General features: G+C 70.2%; 16 protein-coding genes. 4 read left to right on the top strand and 12 right to left on the bottom strand.

The window, feature by feature from the left end:
* Window position 1 precedes the first annotated feature (1 nt).
* Both ACFQU4_RS19305 and ACFQU4_RS19300 read right to left on the bottom strand, forming a co-directional pair.
* Complete coding sequence (locus tag ACFQU4_RS19305; RefSeq protein WP_377494854.1) at window positions 2-1,390, bottom strand: M14 family zinc carboxypeptidase; 1,389 nt, start codon at window positions 1,388-1,390, stop codon at window positions 2-4.
* Window positions 1,387-2,613, bottom strand: a complete 1,227-nt coding sequence (locus tag ACFQU4_RS19300) for a CaiB/BaiF CoA transferase family protein (protein ID WP_377494852.1) — start codon at window positions 2,611-2,613, stop codon at window positions 1,387-1,389. Before ACFQU4_RS19300 ends, ACFQU4_RS19305 begins: the two co-directional genes overlap by 4 nt.
* Before the next feature lie 114 nt (window positions 2,614-2,727).
* On the opposite strand from ACFQU4_RS19300, the gene ACFQU4_RS19295 reads away from it, so the two are divergent.
* Window positions 2,728-3,993, top strand: coding sequence for an FAD-dependent oxidoreductase (locus tag ACFQU4_RS19295; RefSeq protein WP_377494850.1), 1,266 nt, complete (start codon window positions 2,728-2,730; stop codon window positions 3,991-3,993).
* Window positions 3,994-4,007: 14 nt separating this feature from the next.
* On the opposite strand, the gene ACFQU4_RS19290 is transcribed toward ACFQU4_RS19295, so the two are convergent.
* Window positions 4,008-4,763, bottom strand: coding sequence for a nucleotidyltransferase domain-containing protein (locus tag ACFQU4_RS19290; protein ID WP_377494848.1), 756 nt, complete (start codon window positions 4,761-4,763; stop codon window positions 4,008-4,010).
* A gap of 30 nt (window positions 4,764-4,793) precedes the next feature.
* On the opposite strand from ACFQU4_RS19290, the gene ACFQU4_RS19285 reads away from it, so the two are divergent.
* Genes ACFQU4_RS19285 through ACFQU4_RS19275 form a run of 3 tightly spaced genes read left to right on the top strand, consistent with a single transcriptional unit; the run spans window position 4,794 to window position 8,689 of the window.
* Complete coding sequence (locus ACFQU4_RS19285) at window positions 4,794-5,450, top strand: GNAT family N-acetyltransferase (RefSeq protein ID WP_377494846.1); 657 nt, start codon at window positions 4,794-4,796, stop codon at window positions 5,448-5,450.
* Window positions 5,368-7,488 carry a nitrous oxide reductase family maturation protein NosD gene (locus ACFQU4_RS19280; protein WP_377494844.1) on the top strand — a complete coding sequence of 707 codons (2,121 nt, stop codon included), beginning with the start codon at window positions 5,368-5,370 and terminating at the stop codon, window positions 7,486-7,488. Before ACFQU4_RS19285 ends, ACFQU4_RS19280 begins: the two co-directional genes overlap by 83 nt.
* A gap of 52 nt (window positions 7,489-7,540) precedes the next feature.
* Window positions 7,541-8,689 carry a mandelate racemase/muconate lactonizing enzyme family protein gene (locus ACFQU4_RS19275; RefSeq protein ID WP_377494842.1) on the top strand — a complete coding sequence of 383 codons (1,149 nt, stop codon included), beginning with the start codon at window positions 7,541-7,543 and terminating at the stop codon, window positions 8,687-8,689.
* 693 nt (window positions 8,690-9,382) lie between these two features.
* Here the strand turns inward: ACFQU4_RS19275 and ACFQU4_RS19270 are convergent.
* The 9 genes from ACFQU4_RS19270 to ACFQU4_RS19230 are packed head-to-tail and all read right to left on the bottom strand — an operon-like array spanning window position 9,383 to window position 18,893.
* Window positions 9,383-10,345 (bottom strand): zinc-binding dehydrogenase, encoded by a 963-nt coding sequence (locus tag ACFQU4_RS19270; RefSeq protein WP_377494840.1) that lies wholly within the window; start codon window positions 10,343-10,345, stop codon window positions 9,383-9,385.
* Window positions 10,342-11,355 (bottom strand): succinylglutamate desuccinylase/aspartoacylase family protein, encoded by a 1,014-nt coding sequence (locus ACFQU4_RS19265; RefSeq protein WP_377494838.1) that lies wholly within the window; start codon window positions 11,353-11,355, stop codon window positions 10,342-10,344. Before ACFQU4_RS19265 ends, ACFQU4_RS19270 begins: the two co-directional genes overlap by 4 nt.
* Window positions 11,352-12,953: a N,N-dimethylformamidase beta subunit family domain-containing protein gene (locus tag ACFQU4_RS19260; RefSeq protein WP_377494836.1), complete on the bottom strand. Its 1,602-nt coding sequence runs from the start codon at window positions 12,951-12,953 to the stop codon at window positions 11,352-11,354. The genes ACFQU4_RS19265 and ACFQU4_RS19260 overlap by 4 nt, the downstream gene beginning before the upstream one ends.
* Before the next feature lie 28 nt (window positions 12,954-12,981).
* Window positions 12,982-13,983: an ABC transporter ATP-binding protein gene (locus tag ACFQU4_RS19255; RefSeq protein WP_377494834.1), complete on the bottom strand. Its 1,002-nt coding sequence runs from the start codon at window positions 13,981-13,983 to the stop codon at window positions 12,982-12,984.
* Window positions 13,980-14,981 carry an ABC transporter ATP-binding protein gene (locus ACFQU4_RS19250; RefSeq protein WP_377494832.1) on the bottom strand — a complete coding sequence of 334 codons (1,002 nt, stop codon included), beginning with the start codon at window positions 14,979-14,981 and terminating at the stop codon, window positions 13,980-13,982. The genes ACFQU4_RS19255 and ACFQU4_RS19250 overlap by 4 nt, the downstream gene beginning before the upstream one ends.
* Window positions 14,978-15,448, bottom strand: coding sequence for a GNAT family N-acetyltransferase (locus ACFQU4_RS19245; protein WP_377494828.1), 471 nt, complete (start codon window positions 15,446-15,448; stop codon window positions 14,978-14,980). The genes ACFQU4_RS19250 and ACFQU4_RS19245 overlap by 4 nt, the downstream gene beginning before the upstream one ends.
* Window positions 15,438-16,331 (bottom strand): ABC transporter permease, encoded by an 894-nt coding sequence (locus tag ACFQU4_RS19240; RefSeq protein WP_377494826.1) that lies wholly within the window; start codon window positions 16,329-16,331, stop codon window positions 15,438-15,440. Before ACFQU4_RS19240 ends, ACFQU4_RS19245 begins: the two co-directional genes overlap by 11 nt.
* The gene (locus tag ACFQU4_RS19235; RefSeq protein WP_377494824.1) at window positions 16,328-17,278 is read right to left on the bottom strand and encodes an ABC transporter permease; all 951 of its coding nucleotides are present in this window, start codon (window positions 17,276-17,278) and stop codon (window positions 16,328-16,330) included. Before ACFQU4_RS19235 ends, ACFQU4_RS19240 begins: the two co-directional genes overlap by 4 nt.
* A 13-nt stretch (window positions 17,279-17,291) precedes the next feature.
* Window positions 17,292-18,893 (bottom strand): ABC transporter substrate-binding protein, encoded by a 1,602-nt coding sequence (locus tag ACFQU4_RS19230; RefSeq protein WP_377494822.1) that lies wholly within the window; start codon window positions 18,891-18,893, stop codon window positions 17,292-17,294.
* Window positions 18,894-19,227 lie beyond the last annotated feature (334 nt).

Below are 19,227 nucleotides of genomic sequence, written 5' to 3'. Positions count from 1 at the left end.
GTCAGTGCAGCCGGCCGGACAGCTGGGCGGCCGTCGCCAGCGTCGCCGCGTACTGGGTCGCGACCAGGTTGCGGATCTCGATCACTTGGTACGGCAGCGCACCGGCATCCTCGGCGATCCACCTCTCGTAGCGTTCCGCGAGTTGATCATGAGCGGTGCGGATCGGCTCCCGGACATTGCCGACGGCCAACTCCCCGGCCAGCGCGCGGAGCAGGATGCCGGCGAACCGGAGCCGGAACTGGTGCACCCCGGCGGCCAGCGAGGACACCTCGGCCACCGTCGCCGGCCGGTCCGCCTCGGGGTCGCCGGCCCGGCGCGCGGTCGACTCGGCGGCGTGCACCATCGACGTCGTGAAGTACCGGGCCGCCCGCCACAGCGGCGACTCGGGGGCGAGCAGATTCCCTTCCGTGGCAGCGATCCCGGCCTGGAGCAGCTCGGCCAGCTCGGCCAGGCCCTCGGCCCGGGCGGCGACCGCCTCGCCGTAGCCGATCGACGCCGGGCTCGCGTCGGCGATGCTCGGATCGACCCAGTACGGCAGCTCGCTGATCAAGGTCTGCGCGCCGTACCGGCCGGCGTAGGAGGCCGTACTGTCGCCGGCCGTGTTGTGCCACGGCTCGCCGCGGGCGATGGTCCGGTCGTACGCGTCCTTGATCGAACCGGCCCGGTAGATCCCGTCGGCCAGCCGGACGATCTCGGGTGACTCCGGCTCGCCGCGGTCCAGCATCAGACCGAGCCGCGTGGGCACGTCCTGCAAGATCGGATAGAGCTCGGGCTCCGGCCGGCTGAGGTAGTAGTAGACGCCGCCGATCTCGCTGTTGTGCAAGGAACAGACGAGGTCGGGCCGGTGCTGGTCGATCAGCCGCATCAGGGCCTGGGTCTCCGGGATGGCGGCGTCGAAGTAGGCGTCCCGGTAGTTCAGCGGGTACGTCCACTCGACTTGATCATGTCCGGCCGGCCGGTAGAAGTGGCGGGCGTAGTGCTCCCGGGTGAACGGGCCCTTGAGCCAGCCCTGGTTGAGCCGGAGGCCGTCGGGGTCGATGCAGGCGATGATCCGCCAGCGGTGGTTCAGCCGGTCCCGGAGTTCGGCGTCCTCGGTCAGTCGGCGGGCCAGGTGCAGCGCGGTCAGCCCGCCGATCGGCTCGTTCGGATGTGGCAGGCCGAAGACCAGTGCCTCGGCCGCGTCCGGCCGGTCCTCGTCGATGATCAGGCAGAGCAGCGGCTCGCCCTGCCGGGAGGTGCCGACCCGTTCCACCCGGGCCAGGTCCGGATGATCATCGGCGATCGCCCGCAGCCCCGCTGCCAGCTCGTCGACGTCCGCAAAGCCAACGTAGGAAGGGACTGTGGTCAGTTCGTCGGCCAGCCACCCGGGGACGGCGTCGCTCGTGGTCATGGGTCGAGTCTTCCGGGTGGCCGGCTCGGCGGAGCAGGCGGGGCGGCGTCTCGGCGTACCGCGGCGATCTCCTCGGCGGTCAGTCCGGCCTCCCGCAGCACGGTCTCGGTGTCGGCGCCGAGCCGCGGCGGCAGGACGGGCTCGACGGACGAGTCGGCCAGCCGGACCGGGCTGCGCGGGAAGCGGTAGCTGCCGCTGGCATCGGTCAGCTCCACGAAGAAGCCGACGTCGGCCAGGTGCGGGTCGTGCTCCAGATCCTCGAGCCGGTTGACCGGTGCGGCCGGGATGTCCAGCCGCCGGCAGAGCTCCAGCCAGTGCGCGGTGGGCTCGGTGGCGATGATCTCGGCGAGCAGGCTGTACAGCTCGTCGATGTGCCGGGTCCGGGCCCCGAGGTCGGCGATCCGCGGGTCGTCGACGAGTTCCGGGCGGCCGACCTCGGTCAGGAACGCGTGCCAGTGCCGATCCCCGTACGGCATCACGCAGACGTGGCCGTCCGAGGTCGGGTACGGCCGCCGCCAGGGGGACAGGATCCGGGTGTAGCCGGCCTCCGCCTGCTCGCCCGGCGGGTCGATCCGATGGCGCGCGTGCAGGTGCTCGGTGAGCAGGAAGGACGCCATCGACTCGAGCATTGGGACCTCGACCAGCTGGCCGCGGCCGGTCCGCTCGCGCTGGAACAGGGCGGCCAGGACGGCGTGCGCGGCAGTGAGCCCGCCGATCTTGTCGGCAATGATCGTCGGCAGGTAGCGGGCCTCGCCGGTCTGCCGGCGGAGCAGGTCGGCCGCGCCGGAGAGACCCTGCACGATGTCGTCGTACGCGGGCTGCTCGCGGTAGCGGCCGCCGGCCCCGAACCCGGCCAGCTCGGCGAAGATCAACCGCGGATTGGTGGCCAGCACCGTCTCCGGGTCGAGACCGAGGGCGGCCATCTTGTGCGGTCGCATGCTGTGCATGATCACGTCCGCCTGTTCGGCCAGCCGGAGCAGCGCGGCCCGTCCGGCCGGTCGCTTCAGATCGAGGGCGACGCTGCGCTTGTTCCGGTTGCTGCCCAGGAAGAGCGCGGCATAGCGTTCCTCGGCTCCGGGTCCGGCCGAGCGGACCGGGTCGCCGGCCGGTGACTCGATCTTGATCACGTCAGCGCCGTAGTCGGCCAAGATCAACGAGGCGTACGGGCCGAAGACGACCGTGGTCAGATCGAGCACGCGGATGCCGTCGAGTGCTGGGCGCAAGCGTTCCTCCTCAGGGGTCTCGCCGCCAGTCTCGCGCATCGGTTCCGCCGTCGCTCGACGTACCCACGGCTGAGAGGATGGTCGGTGAACCGTTTCACGCGAGGAGATCGAGAAGTGTCTGACTACGACGTGGTGGTGTTCGGCGGCGGACCGGCGGGGGTGCCGGCGGCGCTGCAGTCGGCCCGGGTGGGCGCGCGGACCCTGCTGGTGGAGAAGTCGTCCGGCCTCGGCGGTACGACGACGAATGCCAACATCGCCTTCCCCGGCCTGTTCCATGCCTGGGGCGAGCAGGTGATCGCCGGCATCGGCTGGGACCTGGTCCGGAGCGCCGTCGACCTGGCCGGCGACGAGCTGCCCGACTTCGGCCACGACGACCGGCCGCACTGGCAGCGCCAGGTCCGGGTCAACGCACCGCTCTATCGCGCGCTGCTGCTGGAGGCCGTCGGAGCCGGCGGGGTCGACCTGCTGCTGCACACGATGCCGGCGCGGGCGGAGTTCGACGGGACGGCGTGGACGATCGAGCTGTGCGGCAAGGAGGGCCTGACCTCGATCACCGCGGGCCGGGTCGTCGACTGCACCGGCGACGCGAACCTGGTCCGGCTGGCCGGCCTGGCGGTCCGGCAGAACCCGCACCGGCAGCCGGGAACGCTGGACGTCCGGCTGTCCGGGTACGACATCGCGAAGCTCGACACCGACGATCTGAACCGCCGGCACGCGGCGGCGCTGGCCGAGGGACGGCTGCGCCCGGCCGATCTCGGTGCGCACGGCCAGGTCCTGCTGCCGTTCCTGGCCAAGGGCGGCGAGAACTCGATCCATCTGACCGATCTGGACGCCGGTACCAGCCCGGGGCGAACCGAGGCGGAGCTGGCGGGCCATGCCGCCGCCCTGCGGATCTTCCGCTTCCTCCGGACGTTGCCCGGCCTCGAGCAGGTCCGGCTCGACTTCAGCGCCTCCGAGGTCGGCATCCGGGAGACCGTGACGATCGAGGGCCGGACCATGATCACCGCCGCCGACTACCTGGCCGGCCGGGCCTGGCCGGACGCGGTCTGCAACAGCTTCTACCCGATCGACGTGCACCGCCCGGACGGCAACGGGATCGCCAAGACCTATCTTGATCATGGCGTGGTGCCGACCATCCCGCGCGAAGCCATGGTTCCCAGCGGCAACGCCCATCTCGTCGCCGCCGGACGCTGCATCAGCTCCGACCAGGAAGCCAACTCGGCCCTCCGGGTCCAGGCGACCGCGATGGCCACCGGCCAGGCTGCGGGCGCCCTCGCCGCCCTCTCCGCGGCGAAGGGCGGCACGATCGTCGACGTCGACCTGGCCGAACTCGACCGCCACCTCAGCGACGCCGGAGCGATCCTGCCGCAGCGTTCCTGATCAAGGTCCGTCGATCATGGTCTGGCCTGCACGAAGGGGCGGTGGACCGCCAGCGCCCGCGCGCCGGCCGCCGTACAGCTCGGCCCGAGCAGTCCGCGCTCGACATGGACGCGGAGCACCGCGGCCACGTCGTCGGCGGCCCGCCGGACTCGGTGGCTGAGGTCGTCGGGCACTCGCGAGTTCGCCGGCAGCTCGGTCAGGACGGCGCGGAGTTCACGAAGCTCCGCGCCCAGCCGGGTGTCGGGAGGCAAGGCGCCGACGGCCTCGCCGGCGCTCTGCGGAACGATGCCTGCGATCAGCGAGGCCAGCACGCTGCACAGCCGCCCGACTCGCTTGCCCAGTTCGTGCGCGTCGTCCTGCTGGGCGAACTCGTCGTCCTCGAAGTGAACGGCAAGCACGCCGAGGGACTCTCGGCCGGCCTGGTCGGGGGTGCGCGGCGACAGGGTCTGTTGCCAGGGCTCGCCGGCCAGCCAGCGGGCTGTTCGAAGATCGACCCAGGGGTTCGCCGCGAACTGCTCGGCCGGGATGATCTTGAGGTCCAGCGGGCCGGGCCACGGCCTTGCCTCGAGCGCTTCGAAGCACGTGTGCTCGGCGGCGGTGCGATCTTCGTCGCGGTCCGTCGCGTACAAACCGATCACGTCGACATCGCTTCGCGGCCCGGCCTCACCGCGGGCGTGGCTGCCGTGCAGGAACAGTCCCAGCCGGATCGACGCGTACTGTTCGGCGACCGGCTGGAGGAGCTCACGCAGGTCATCGCTGATGGTGGGCATGGTCCTTGATCGTAGACGGCCGGCGACCTGATGGACTGTCGTCATGACCGAGGGGACACCAGTGCTGGTGCGGGCCGCCGGCCCGAGGACCGGAGCGCGATCGTCGAACTGCTGACGCGATCCTGGGGCGGGACAGCCGTGGTGGCGCACGGTGTCGTGTTCGACGCCGCGAGGTTGCCCGCACTCGTCGCTGAGCGGGCGGGCGTGACCTGCGGACTGCTCACGTACGACGAATCCGAGCAGGGGATCGAGGTGGTGACCCTTGACGCATTCGAGCAGCACACGGGCGTCGGGACGCGGCTGATCGAGGCAGCGGCCGGCCTGGCCCGGCGCCACGGACGGCCTCGTCTCTGGCTGGCCACGACCAACGACAACCTTGATGCGTTGCGTTTCTACCAGCGGCGCGGGCTGCGGATCGTCGAGGTCAGGCCGGGTGCGGTCGATGCGGCACGGGAGCTCAAGCCGTCGATCCCGGAGGTCGGTGAGTACGGGATCCCGCTGCACGACGAGCTGATCCTCGAGCTCGCCCTTGGACCGCGCCTGAGTAAATTCATCAGACGTAGTACGATTCGCGGGTCCGGACGATGCGACGAGAGGGTTGACGATGAGCACCGATCGGATCGAGGTCCATGCCAGTCCGTCCGGTTCGCCGTACGGGGACGGGTCGCGGGGCTATCCGGTCCGTGACCTGCACGCCGCGATGCGGCTGGTCCGGCTCCGCCGCGAGCCCGGCCAACGGGCGGTGATCTGGCTGGCCGGCGGCGAGTTCCGGCAGCGGACCAGGCTCGACCTGACCGGCGCCGACTCCTTCACCTCGTTCGTCGCCTCGGACCCCGAGGCACCGCCGGTGATCACCGGCGCGGAACCGATCACGGGCTGGCGGCCGGTGGAGGTCGCCGGCCGGACCCTGTTCGCCGCGCCGGCGCCGAGCAGCTCCGGCCGTTGTCTGTACGTGAACGGGCGGCGGGCCGACCGGCCGCGCTACCCGCGCGACGGGTATCTGTGGATCGAGGACGTCGCCGGGCTCGACCCGGCCGGTGACTTCATCGGTACGTTGTTCGACGGCTCGGACCGGTTCCGGTTCGCCGCCGGAGACCTGCCGCAGCTGGCGGACCCGGGCCGGGTCGAGGTCGTCGTCCCGCACTACTGGGTGCAGGAGCGGATGCCGATCACCGAACTCGATCATGAACGCCGGATGATCATCAGCAGCCTGCGCAGCATCTTCGCCCTGCGCGACGACGCGGCGGCGCGGTTCGCCCGCTACTACCTGGACAACGTGGCCGAGTCGCTGGGCGAGGTGCCCGGCGAGTGGTATCTCGATCATGACGGCCGGCTGACCGGCGGCGCCGGACCGCAGCTGTTGTACAGCCCGCGGCCGGGCGAGACGGCGACCGGGATCGAGGCCCGGATGCCGGTGCTCGACGCGTTCGTACGGCTCGCCGGCACGGCCGCCGCCCCGGTCCGGGAGGTGCGATTCGAAGGGATCGCCTTCGAGGAGGTCGATTTCGCCGAGGTGCCGCCGGCGACGCCGCCGTTCGGGATCCGTGAGGATCCGGTGCTGCCGCCGGACGGCCGGTTCGCCGCCGACGTCCAAGCTGCCAGCACCGTGCCGGCCGCGCTGCGGTTCGAGCACGCCCGATCCTGTGCGGTGCTGGACTGCCGGATCGAGCGGACCGGCGGCTACGGGATCAGTCTCGGCCCGGGCAGCCGCGGCAACCTGGTCAGCGGCTCGGCCTTTCGTGATCTTGGTGCCGGAGCGGTCCGCAGCGGCGGCGCGGTCGACCCCGGCAGCGCGGAGGCCAACCAGGACAACGAGATCAGCGACAACGTGATCGAGCACGGCGGCCGCAGCTACCCGAGTTGTGTCGCCGTCCTGTTCCAGCACGGGGCGCACAACGTGATCGCGCACAACACGATCAGCGACTTCCGCTACACCGGGATCTCGGTCGGCTGGGTCTGGGACTACGGGCCGAGCCCGTCGGTCGGAAACCTGATCGAGGGCAACCACATCCACGATCTCGGCCAGGGACTGCTGAACGACATGGGCGGCGTCTACCTGCTCGGGATCGCGCCCGGCACGGTGGTTCGCGGCAATCACATCCACGACGTGCGGTGCGCCAACTACGGCGGCTGGGGCATCTACCTCGACGAGGGATCGTCGCACGTCGTCGTCGAGGGCAACGTCGTGCACGACGTGTCCAGCCAGGCCTATCACCACCACTACGGCCGGGAGTCGATCATCCGCGGCAACGTGTTCGCGTTCGGCGGTCAGGGACAGTTGTCGATCACCCGGCCGGAGCCGCACGTGTCGTTCACCTTCGAACGCAATCTCGTGGTCGGCCAAGGCTCGCCGGCGTTCGTCGGGTCCGCCGGGGACAAGTCGGTGCTGCGCTACCGGATCGTCAGCGATCTCAACCTGTACTGGGATTTCGACCCGATCGACGGTGCGGTACGGGCAGCGGACGGAGCCCGCCGGCTGGACGAGTCCGGCGTGATGGGCTTCGCCGTCACAGACCCACTGGACCAGGCCTGGCAGGCGGCCGGTCATGATCGGCACTCGGTCGACGCCGATCCCGGCTTCCTCGATCTTGCCGGTCGTGATCTTCGGGTCCGGCCGGGATCGCCGGCGGAGGAGCTGGGGATCACCGTGCCGGATCCGAGTGGCGCCGGGCCCCGGCCGGTCGGGCAGCGGCGCCACCCGTTGGCGGTACGGACGCGGCCGTAGCGTCGCTGCCCGTACCGTAGGAACTCACCAGGCCGGAACAATCGAGGACGCCATGAAGATCATCGGATATCGGACGCTGGCCACGGTGCACCCGTGGCGCCGGTCGATCGGCGACGCCAACGGGCACCTGCCGGACGCGGTCACCGAGGTGCCGATCGTGATCATCGAGACCGACGAGGGGATCGACGGCGTCGGGATCGGTTCGCACGCCGACCTGGACCGGTTGTTCCCGGCGATCGAGGGCGAGGATCCGCGGTCGGTCGCAGCACTGTTCGACCGGATGATCGCGCGGGTGTTCAAGTCGGGGCACAGCGGCGCGACGTACGGCGGGATCGCGACACTGGACGCGGCCCTGTGGGACCTCAAGGCCAAGGCGGCCGGCGAACCCCTGTGGCGGCTGCTCGGCGGCCGGGACCGGTTCCTGCCCGGGTACGCGTCCGGGCTCGACATCGCTCTGACCGACGACGAGCTGCACGCCTTCTACGCCGGCTTCGCGGAACGCGGCTTCGTCGCCGGCAAGCTGAAGGGCGGTCTTGATCTTGACGCCGATCTGCGCCGGCTCGGCGTGGTCGCCGACGCGCTCTCGACGCACACGGCGCATCCGGGCCTGATGTTCGACGCGAACGAGTCCTGGCAGGTGAAGCAGGCCGTCCGCTACGTCGCCGCCCTGGAGGAACGGTACGACCTCGTCTGGGTCGAAGAACCCTTGCGTCGTTGGGATGCGGCCGGTCACGCCCGGCTGTCGACCGCGATCCGGGCGGCCGTCGCCACCGGCGAGAACCTGACCGGCCTGGACCAGTTCCGGCCGCTGTTCGACGCCGGTGCACCGGACATCGTGCAGGCCGGAGCCGGCTGGGGGATCAGCCACTTCCTCCGCCTCGGGCACGCCGCGGCCTCGCGCGACCTCCCGGTCAGCATCGTCGGCCACGACGCCAACCCGGCCACGGCCGCAGCCGCCACCGCACTGCCGAACCACCTGACCACCGAGGTACAGGACCTCCGCCCGCCGGTCGGCCTCACCGTCGACCAGGTGATCACCGACGGCGGCATCGTGCTCGGCGACCAACCCGGTGCCGGGATCACCGTCGACGAGGCCGCGATCGCCGCAGCAGCCGACGCCGGCTGGTCAACCCCGACCGGCCCGCACACCCGCCCACCCCGAGCCGGCCTCCGCGTCATCCTCGACGGCACCGAACGCTGACCCCAACCCCCACCGAAACCCGCCGACTCGGCACAAAAGCAGGCGTTTGGGCGGCGTGTCGCTGCAGAGGTGCCGTCTCGGTTGATCGGGGGAGGCGCTTCAGCAGGGCTGGCGACGGCCTGGCTGGGCTGGTCTGTGTGCCCGTCGGGCCGCTCGCCGGGCACTCTTCCCGGCAGAGTGATGTCGCAGATCTGACGACAGTTCCCCTTCCACCGTTGGAATTCGGCGGATTCGGCAACTGTCGTCAAGTCTGTGACCTCACCCGCCTTGGTGGGACGAGGGGAAGCCAACGAACCGGCTCGCGTCGGTCCCGCCGGTCGGCCAGCCTCGCCGGTCGGTTCGGTCGATCGGCTTCGCCGGTCGGTTCGGTTAGTCGGCTTCGCGGGCCGGCTCGGCGGGTCAGCCTCGCCGGTCTGCCCCTCGTCAGTAACCCTCGCCGGGTCTGCCTATCGGCAGCCTCGTCTGGTCTGCTTATCGGCGTTGGCCCTCGTCGGGTCTGCCTATCGGCGTTGGCCCTCGTCGGGTCTGCCTCTCGCCGGTCACCCCCCACCCGGTCTGCCTCGCCGGTCAGTCTCCACGGAACCGCCGCGGCCGTCTGGAGCAGGACTCCGCGGCCGTACCACCACTGCCGACTCGGCACCACCGCAGCGACACGCCGCCCAAACGCCTGCTTTTGTGCCCAGTCGGCGGGCTTTAGGTGAGGTTGAGGATGACTTTGAGGCGGGTGGGGGTGGCGCCGGCGCAGAGGGTGTAGGCGTCGTTGACGGCGTCCGGGCCGAGGACGTGCGTGATCATGGTCAGCAGTTCGCGGTGCTCCGAGAGGTAGGCCGAGGCCTGCAGCAGGGCGGCGTTCCACTCCTGGGTGACACCGAGGTAGAGGGTGATCGCGCGATCGAACGCCTCCCGGAAGGGCAGCGTGTAGTCGAGGTCGTCGGGCACGCCGAACGCGTACAGGTGACCGAGCTGGGCGGTTCCCCGGATGGCGTGCGGCAGAGTGTCGGTCTGGTGGCCCACGGCTTCGATGCAGATCTCGGCCGGCTCGGCCGCGCTCGCCACCCAGTCCGCGATGCCGCCGACGAACAGGTCGTCCACGCCGAAGGTGGTCGCCACCGCGGATCGGTCGACCGGGTCGATCCCGGTGACCCGGGCGCCGCGCTGGTGCAGCACGTGGGTGAACAGCAGGCCGATCGGACCGAGCCCGATGACCGCCGCCGTCCGGCCGCGCGGATCCGGCAGCCGGTCCAGGGCGTACATGATCGTCGCCAGCGGCTGGACGACCACCGACTCGACCAGGGTGAGCCCGTCCGGGATCGGCACCACGGTGTCGGCCGACACCCGGACCAGCTCGGCGAGCCCGCGCTGACCGGTCATGCAGCCGCAGACGGCGTCGCCAGCGGCGAACCGCGGGTCCTTGCTCTCCACGACGGTCCCGGCGATCTCGTGCATCGGGTAGCCGGGGCCGGCCTGGTCGTGCGGCGAGAACCGTTTCCCGGTGAGGAACTTCGGCAGGTCGCTGCCGCAGATGCCGCCGGCCTCGACCTTGATCAGCACCTCACCCGGCTCCGGACCGGCCTCGACCGGTACGTCGCGCCGGACCAGGTGACCCGGCCGGTCCAGTTGGTAGGCCCACATCTGACGCTGCTCGGTGACCGTCATCGGGGGAGTTCGTCTCCTATCACCACGAGGGTCCGGCCGGTCTCACAGACCGCGCGCTGGTAGCAGGCGATCATGACGCCGTCACGGTGCGCGACGATCGGCTCGAACCGGGCCGGATGATGATCGACATCGTACAGACGGCCGAGCAACTGCCCGGCGCGGACGTCGGTGCCGGGCGGCAGCACCGGCTCCCAGATCCCGCCGAGGGGCGCCGGAACGTAGTCGGCGAGGTCGTCGGCGCGGACGATCCGGGCCGAGCCGGGCGCCCGGCCGAGGATCGGTTCCGGTTCGCCCGGCAGCGCGCCGGTTCGGCGCAGCACGTTGATCACGCCCTGGTAGACGTGGGCCACGCCGGTCGGGCTGACGGTCTCGCCGCCGCCGAACTCGCCGCCGATGGCGATCTTGCCGCGATCTTCGGCGTGGTCGGTGAGCAGCCCGCTGGCCAGCTGCCGCGAGTAGATGAACACGTACGGAGTCGCGAACACGGACGCCAGGTCGAGGGACTCGGCGAACCGCCGTTCATCCGGCAGCGGATGCAGCGAGGTGCACAGGGCGTAGGCCGCTTCCCGGCCGCCCGCGTGCAGGTCCAGCACCACCTCGGCCTGCTCGATGATCATGGTCGACACGAAATGCGCGATCCGGTACGAGAGCGACCCGCCCGGGTCGCCGGGGAAGGCCCGGTTCATGTTGACCCCGTCCTCGACGGCGGTCCTGGTCCCGTGCCGGCAGGCGTCCTCGCTCAGCCTCGGCATGATGATCACCCGGCCGGCCAGCTCGGCCGGGTCCAGGTCGGCGCACAGCCTGGTCAACGCGACCTGGCTCTCGTACTCGTTGCCGTGGGTGCCGCCGAACACCGCGACCGTCCGTACCGGCTCGACGATCGGCCGGATCGGGTTGAGCACGGTCAGCGGGACCAGGGACGAGCCCCAGCTGCCGTCCAGCCCGAAGTTGAGCCGGACGTGCGTGGCTCCCGCTCGGTCCCAGGGCACCTGGTCCGGCTGGATGATCATGACTCGTCCTCGAGGAACCGGCCGAGCACGGTGTTGGTCAGCCGGGTCAGTTGATCATCGAGGAGCAGGCTCGGGATGTACGTCATCGAGCCGACCGAGAAGACCTGGCCGCCGCTCGGCAACCGGCGCAGTAGCAGTTCGGCACCGCCGTCGTCCGGATTGGTGCCCTTGGCGATCAACTCGACATCGGCCGGCGCGCTCGGCGTGATCTTGTCCGTCTCGTGCCCGGACGCGCCGCCGGGAACCCGTTCGCTCAGGCTGGCCAGCCCGAACAGGTCGCCGCGGCGCAGGCCGGAGCCGGCGAACGCCCAGTGGTCGGCGTCGATCACCCGGTACGGGGCGCCGGTGCCCTCACCGGTGTGCGTGAACGTGCTGCCGAGCAGTTCGGCCTGCGGCCGGTAGGAGTGGTGGAACCGGCTCTCCAGCGACGCCTGCGCGGGATCGGTCCGGTCCGGCTGCCGGGTCAGGTAGGTGGCGGCGCTGCCGGCCTCGTCGTAGACGATCTCGCAGTCGATCCCGTTGCCGCCGAGGTACGCCAGCCGACCGCCCCGCTCCACCCAGGACCGGACCCGGTCATACATCTCCCGGGACCAGTACTCGGGATGGCATTCCAAGATCAACACCCGGTAGCGGTCAAGATCGAGAACGCCGGTGTGCAGCTGGTGATCGGCATAGACATCGTGCGCCCAGCCCTCCCGCTCCAGCCAGCCGAGCAGCCGCCAGAAGCCCGGCGCCAGGGTGCCGGAGAGCCGCCCGGCCAACGGATCCGTGACCTCCTCGTCCGGTCCGACCGCGCACTCGAGGTCGGGCCGGTCGAAGGACAGCGGCGGGTACGCGTCGTTGGGCGCGGTCTGGCTGACCGAGTTGCCGATCACGTACCGGGGCAGGTCCTGTCGGGCACTGACCACCGGGGTCGGCGGCAGCCCGGCCTCGTTGATGTAGTTGCTCCGGCCGCCGAACCGGTTGTAGGCGTTCCAGTTGTTGGTGCCGGCCAGCACCGCGACGGGCGTGCTCGGCGCGGCCGGCGCGACGACCCACGGAAACGAGGTCTGCCGGCCGGACGGCGTCTCGATCCGGACGTAGTAGAGGCCGCTGCGGTCCGGCGCGGTCAGGCGGCGGACGTGGCCAGGACTGGTGAAGCCGGTCTGGTTGAAGCCGGCGCCGTCCCGGGCCAGATCATGATCGGGCAGCACCTGACGCATGGCCTGCGGACCGTGCTCGTCGAACCAGCCGAGCAGCTCGACCGGCTCCCGGCGGAGGCCGTACCGCCACAGCGTCGCCCGGTACGGCTCCGGTGAGTGCACCCGCAGTTCGGCGGTGTCGCCGGCGGCGGACCACTTGGGCCAGACGTAGCCGTACAGGGAATCGGAGAGCATTCTGATCATGGCCGGCCGGCCGGTGATCACCCGGCAGCGCTTCGGACCGTAGCCGTCGCGGGCCAGCACCAGGCGGTAGCCGCCCGGTTCGAGGTCGGCGTGCACGGCGCCCGACGCGGTCGACCGGGTGATCGTTCGGAAGGTGCCGTCCTCGTCGGTGATCTCCACCGCGACATCGGCCAGGGCCTGGTAGAGCTCGTTGCTCACGTGACCGAGCAGCACGGTTGATCTTCCTTCTCTCAGGCGATGATCACGGGGTGGCCGGCGGCTGCAGCGCGCCGGGGAAGTGGCAGGCGACCAGATGGCCGTCCGGGCGGGCGGTCAGCGGCGGATCCTCCACCGCACAGACGTCCTGGACGGCGGGACAGCGGGTCCGGAATCGGCAGCCGGACGGGGGATCGATCGGGCTCGGCACGTCGCCGGTCAGGATGATCCGTTCCCTCCGCGGCCCCGTCTTCGGGGTCGGAATGGCCGACATCAGGGCCACCGTGTACGGATGCAGGGCGCCGGTGAACAGCTGCTCGGAGGTGGCCAGTTCGACCACCCGGCCGAGATACATGACCGCGATCCGGTCGCTGATGTAGCCGACCACGGCCAGGTTGTGCGCGACGAACACGTAGGTCAGCCCGAACTCGGCGCGCAGATCGACCAGCAGGTTGAGCACCTGGGACTGGATCGACACGTCGAGGGCGGAGACCGGCTCGTCCGCGATCACCAGTCGGGGCTTGAGCACCAGCGCCCGGGCGATCCCGATCCGCTGCCGCTGGCCGCCCGAGAACTCGTGCGGGTAGCGGTTGATCGCGTCGGCGGTGAGCCCGACCCGGTCCAGCACCTCCAGGATCGCCTGCCGCCGTTCGGACCGCGGAACGATCTTGTGCACGGCGAGGCCCTCGGCGATGATCTCGCCGACCTTGAGCCGCGGGTTCAGCGAGCCGACCGGATCCTGGAAGATCATCTGCAGGTCGCGCCGGAGCCGTTTCAGGGGACCGCCGCCGAGCCCGGTCAGCTCGGTGCCGTCGAACGTCACGGTGCCCTCGGTCGGCTCGACCAGCCGGAGCAGGGTCCGGGCCAGCGTCGACTTCCCGCAGCCCGACTCGCCGACCAGGCCGAGCGTCTCGCCGGGCTGGATCGCCAGGTCCACCCCGTCGACGGCGCGGACCACCGGGCCGCCCCGGGCGCCGAGCCGGCCGCCGACCGGGAAGTGCGTCTTCAGCCCGGTCGCGGTGAGGATCGGCTGCTGCGTGTCCGTCATCGGGCTGCCGCCTCCCGCTCCGCGTACCGGGGGTCGTGCAGCCAGCAGGCGACCTGCTGATCACCGGCGGGCCGGAGCTCCGGATACTCGGTTCGGCACGGTTCGAAGACGGCGTCGCACCGGTCCGCGAACCGGCAGCCGACCGGCCAATCGCGCGGGTTCGGCACGGTGCCGCGGATCACCGTGAGCCGCTGGTCGGAGCGCATCCCGATCACCGGGATGGATTCGAGCAAAGCCTTGGTGTACGGGTGTTTCGGCCGCTCGAACGTGTCGGTGACGCTGCCGTACTCGACGATCCGGCCGGCGTACATGACGGCCACGTCGTCGGCCAGCTCGGCCACCACGCCGAGGTCGTGGGTGATCATCAGGATCGCCATCCCGAGCCGCTCCTTGAGCTCGCGCATCAGGTCCAGGATCTGTGCCTGGATCGTCACGTCGAGCGCGGTGGTCGGCTCGTCGGCGATCAGCAGCCGCGGGTCGCAGCTGAGCGCCATCGCGATCATGACCCGCTGCCGCAGCCCGCCGGAGAGCTGGTGCGGGAAGCTCTGCGCCCGCCGCGCCGGATCCGGCACCCCGACCAGGGTCAGCATCTCGATCGCCCGCTCCATGGCGGCCGCCTTGGAACCCTTGCGGTGCAGCAGCACGGCCTCGGCGATCTGGGCGCCGACCCGGTGCGACGGGTTCAGCGAGGACATCGGCTCCTGGAAGATCATCGAGATCTCGTTGCCGCGTACCTGCTGCAACTGGTGTTCCGACAGTCCGGTCAGCTCGCGGCCGTCGTACCGCACCGAGCTGCCGTCGGCGAGGTAGCCGGGCCGGTCGACCAGACCCATGATCGACAACGCGGTCTGGCTCTTGCCGGAGCCTGATTCGCCTACCAGGCAAAGGGTTCGGCCGGGCCGGATGGTGAGGTCGATGCCGTCGACCACCCGCCGGGTCCCGCTGCGCAGCCGGAACTCGGTGGTCAGCCCGCGCACCTCGAGCAGCGGTTCGGTCACGATGCCGCCACCTCCTCAGCGGGTTCGCCGGCCCACCAGTAGCGGTGTGAGGTGATCACGAACCCCTGCTCCGGATAGAACCGGTGCGCGGCCGCCCGGTCCGGCGTCAGGCCACAGGTGAGTTCGATGCCGGTGCAGCCGAGCCGTCCGGCCAGCTGCTTGGCGGAGTCGATCAAGGCCTTGGCCGCACCGCGCCGGCGGCGGTCGGCGTCGCTGACCAGGGCGGTGATCCGGAGCAGCGGTTCGGCGTGCCCGAACGGAAGTTCGGGCTTGACCGCCACCAGTCCGGTCACCACGCCCTCCTCGTCGACGGCGACCAGGACCCGTTCGTCGCCCCGGGCCAGCCGGCGGCCAGCCTCGGCCTCGTCGACGCCCGGCGCGCCGAGCTGGGTGAGCAGGACGGCAACCCTCGCCGCGTCGTCCGGGAGCGCCTCCCGGACCATGATCAGCTGCGGCTCAGTTGGCATCGCGCATCCTCGGGTCGAGTACGTCACGGAGGCCGTCGCCGAGGAAGTTCAGCCCGAGGACGACGAGCATGATCGCCGCGCCCGGGAAGACGGCCAGCCACGGCGCGATCTGCATGTAGGTCATCGAGTCCTTCAGCATGCTGCCCCAGGACGGTTCCGGCGGTTGGGTGCCGAGACCGAGGAAGCTCAACGCGGCCTCGGTCAGGATCGCCGACGACAGGTAGATCGTGCAGAGGACGATCACCGGGCCGAGCACGTTGCGCAGCACGTGCCTGGTCATGATGCCGAGGTGGGAGACCCCGAGTGCTCGGGCCGCCTCGACGAACGGCAACGCCATCACGGACAGGGCCGAGCCGCGGATCACCCGGGCGAACGCCGGGATGTAGACGATCCCGATCGCGATCATGGCATTGGTCCGGCTCGGCCCCAGCAGCCCGGCGATCAGGATCGCCAGCACCAGCCCCGGTACGGCGAACATGATGTCCGTGATCCGCATCAGGATCAGGTCGAGCACGCCCGAGAAGTACGCCGAGCTGATGCCGATGACCAGGCCGCCGACCAGCGCGATGGCCACCGAGACGGCGCCGACCTGGAGCGAGACCTGGGCGCCGTGGATCACCCGGGACAGCACGTCGCGGCCGAGCTGGTCGGTGCCCATCGGGTTCGCACCACCGGGCGCCAGCAACCGGCCGGCGTCCTGGGCCGAGTACTCGATCCGCCAGAGCAGCGGCCCGGCCACCGCGCAGAGCACGGTGATCACCAGGATCACCGCACCGACCATGCCCAGCGGGTTGCGCCGCAGTTCGTCCAGCCGGGCGATCCACTGCGGTGCGGTGAACGTCGCCGGGGCGGGCGCCGCGGCCGGTTGATCGGTCGTCGTCATCGTCGCTCGATTCGTGGGTCGAGGATTCCGTACACCAGGTCGACCACCAGGTTCAGCACCACGAACACGGTGGCCAGGAACACGGCGGTCACCTGGACCACCGGGTAGTCGCGGTTGTAGGTCGCCTGGACCAGGGTGTTGCCCACGCCGGGCAATCCGAAGATCACCTCGATCACGGTGGCACCGCCCATCAGGTTGCCGACCTGCGCGCCGACCAGCGTGATCACCGGGATCAGGGCGTTCCGGACGGCGTGCCGGGTGATCACCTGCAGCAGCGGTGCGCCCTTGGCCCGGGCGGTCCGGACGTAGTCCTCCCGGAGCACGTCCAGCACGCTGGTGCGGGTCATCCGCATCACCGCGGCGAGCAGGTAGAGGGAGACCGCGAAGGACGGGATCGCCATCTGGGCAAGGTTTCCGAGCGGATCCTGCCAGATCGGGATCCAGGTGACCGACGGGACCCAGAAGAAAAGGGAGGAGGTGATCAGCAGCGCGATCAGGGCGATCCAGAAGTTCGGCATCGACAGGCCGATCAGGCCGCCGAGGCGGGTGATCAGGTCCAGCACGCTGTTCCGCCGGACGGCCGAGATGACCCCGAGCGGCACCCCGACGACCACCGCGAACACGGTCGCCAGCAGCGTGATCTCGAGCGTGATCGGCAGCGCCCGGAGCAGGGTGTCGCTGACCGGTTGGCCGCTCAGGAAGGACTTCCCGAGGTCGCCGGTGAAGAAGCCGGTGAGGAAGTTCCAGTACTGCACCGGGAGCGGGTCGGCGAGTCCGAGCTCGTTCAGCATGGCCTGCTGCCGCTCCGCGCTGGCGCCGGCGTCGCCGCCGGAGAGCGTGTTGGACACGTCGCCGGGCAGCAGCCGGACCAGCGCGAAGATCAACACCGACATGCCGAGCAGGGTCGGGATCACCTGCAACAGCCGGCGGGACAGGTAGCGGGTCATGACCGCGGGTTGATCATTCGCTGACCCAGGCCTCGGGAAGTCCGCGGAACGAGTCCTCGACGGCGACGTACATCCCCTGGACCCGGGACCGCTGGGCCTGGAACCGTTGGATCGCGACGATCGGCAGGGTCGGCCACTCGGTCAGCACGATCTCCTGCATCCGGGTATAGATTTCCTTCCGCTTCGCCTCGTCGGTCTCGCCGATGCCCTTGTTGATCAACTCGGTCAGCTCGTCGTTCCGGTAGCCGCCGGCGAACCAGGCCTTGTAGTTCGAGCCGGCCGGATCGAAGTCGCTGAAGTAGCCGCTCGGGTCGCCGCGCATGCCGCGTCCGGTGGACTGCCACTGGAAGTTGCCCTCGGCGTTGTTCTTGGCGAAGGTGCCGATCTCCAACGGTTGGACGGTGACCTCGATGTTGATCTCGGCCAGCTGTTCCTTCATCATCTGGGCGATCTGGACGTAGTCGTCGGGCGTGGACAGGGCTTCCAGGGTGACCTTGAAACCGGCTTCCTGCCCGGCCTCGCGCATCAGCGTCTTGGCCTTCTCCAGGTCGTGCTTCTCGTACGTGGCGGCCAGTTCCTCCTGCGGGATCGGCCAGTCTCCGTAGCTCGGCGGGATCTTGGAGGTCAGCTGGGCCTCGCCGGCGTAGATGTTGGTGATCATCTTCTGCCGGTCGATGGCGAGGTTGATCGCCTGCCGGACCCGGACGTCACCCCACGGCTCACCCTTGCCCTTGTTGGTGAACTGGACTTCCCGGAACGCCGCGTTGAGCCGCTTCTGGACCACCACGTTCGGGTTGTTGGCCAGGGTCCGGGCGATGTCGGCGTTCAGGTTGCAGCCGTCGATCTGGCCGGAGATCAGGTTGGCCAGCCGGGCCTGGATGTCCGGCAGGATCTTCAGCGTGATGCCGTCCAGATAGGGCCGCCCCTCCTGCCAGTACTGATCATGCCGGGTCAGCGCGACGTGATCATTCGGTACGTAGGCGTCGAGCTTGAACGGGCCGGTGCCGTTGGCGGAGTTGCGCGGGTCGAGGTCGTCGTACAGACCCTTCCGGGCGATGAAGGAGTAGGTGAGCCAGGCGCAGTAGCCGAGCACGGTGCCGTCCGGCTGGCTCATGGTGAGCTTGATCGTGTGCGAGTCGACGATCTCGACCTCGGCGACCTTCGGATAGAACGAGGTGACCGTGCCGGGTGGCGGCGGCGACTTCTGCAGGTCGAACGAGTACTTGACGTCCTCGGCGGTGAAGTCGTCGCCGTTGTGGAACTTGACGCCCTTGCGCAGCTTGAAGATGTACGTCTTGTCGTCGGGCACCTCCCAGTCCTCGGCGAGGGCCGGCTGCACCTTCAGGTCCCGGTCCCAGGTGACCAGCGACTCGTAGATGAGGTCCTTGACCTGGACGCCGGACTGGTTGGGCGTGCCGAACGGGGCGAGCGAAGCGGGATCCGCCTCGAGCGCCCAGGTCAGCGAACCGCCGGCCCGCGGCGGTCCGGTGACGGGAGCCTTCGCCGCAGGCTGCTGGCCCGGTGCGCATCCGGACATGAAGAGCGCGAAGGCGGACAGTCCGGCGCCACCGAGCAGGGCCCGGCGGGTGAGGTCGCTGGAAACGGAAAGGTCCATGATCAATTCCTGAGGGCGAGAGGTGTCCGGCGGGACGGTCATTTCACTGACCGGAGTGGATATTCTCGTATTTTGAATATATCTTCAGCACTCTGAGTGAAGCAGATGCTAATCGCGCGCCGACAGGCTGCGCAAGAGATCGCCGAACGATGTCTCAGGTCCGTTACCGTGCGGAAACGACAGCGCGTGCCCGGCCGTCAGGCCGGGCACGCGCAATGTTGATCTTGTTATTCAGACCAAAAGGTCAGTTTCCGAATCCGCCGGACTCGCCGTCGCCGCCTTCGGAGCCGCCGCCGTAGCCGCCGCCCGATTCGCCGCCGGAGTCACCGCCGCC

The organism is Microlunatus sp. GCM10028923 (assembly GCF_042666975.1).
Classification (GTDB): Bacteria; Actinomycetota; Actinomycetes; order Propionibacteriales; family Propionibacteriaceae; genus Microlunatus.
Note: the sequence above shows the minus strand (reverse complement) of the source record. Positions and strands in the feature narration are given on the sequence as shown.

Excerpts from the sequence above, each read along its gene's own strand:
- ACFQU4_RS19305 (WP_377494854.1), bottom strand. The coding sequence starts at position 1,390 with ATGACCACGAGCGACGCCGTCCCCGGGTGGCTGGCCGACGAACTGACC.
- ACFQU4_RS19290 (WP_377494848.1), bottom strand. The coding sequence starts at position 4,763 with ATGCCCACCATCAGCGATGACCTGCGTGAGCTCCTCCAGCCGGTCGCC.
- ACFQU4_RS19285 (WP_377494846.1), top strand. The coding sequence starts at position 4,794 with ATGGACTGTCGTCATGACCGAGGGGACACCAGTGCTGGTGCGGGCCGC.
- ACFQU4_RS19280 (WP_377494844.1), top strand. The coding sequence starts at position 5,368 with ATGAGCACCGATCGGATCGAGGTCCATGCCAGTCCGTCCGGTTCGCCG.
- ACFQU4_RS19275 (WP_377494842.1), top strand. The coding sequence starts at position 7,541 with ATGAAGATCATCGGATATCGGACGCTGGCCACGGTGCACCCGTGGCGC.
- ACFQU4_RS19270 (WP_377494840.1), bottom strand. The coding sequence starts at position 10,345 with ATGACGGTCACCGAGCAGCGTCAGATGTGGGCCTACCAACTGGACCGG.
- ACFQU4_RS19265 (WP_377494838.1), bottom strand. The coding sequence starts at position 11,355 with ATGATCATCCAGCCGGACCAGGTGCCCTGGGACCGAGCGGGAGCCACG.
- ACFQU4_RS19255 (WP_377494834.1), bottom strand. The coding sequence starts at position 13,983 with ATGACGGACACGCAGCAGCCGATCCTCACCGCGACCGGGCTGAAGACG.
- ACFQU4_RS19245 (WP_377494828.1), bottom strand. The coding sequence starts at position 15,448 with ATGCCAACTGAGCCGCAGCTGATCATGGTCCGGGAGGCGCTCCCGGAC.
- ACFQU4_RS19240 (WP_377494826.1), bottom strand. The coding sequence starts at position 16,331 with ATGACGACGACCGATCAACCGGCCGCGGCGCCCGCCCCGGCGACGTTC.
- ACFQU4_RS19235 (WP_377494824.1), bottom strand. The coding sequence starts at position 17,278 with ATGACCCGCTACCTGTCCCGCCGGCTGTTGCAGGTGATCCCGACCCTG.
- ACFQU4_RS19230 (WP_377494822.1), bottom strand. The coding sequence starts at position 18,893 with ATGGACCTTTCCGTTTCCAGCGACCTCACCCGCCGGGCCCTGCTCGGT.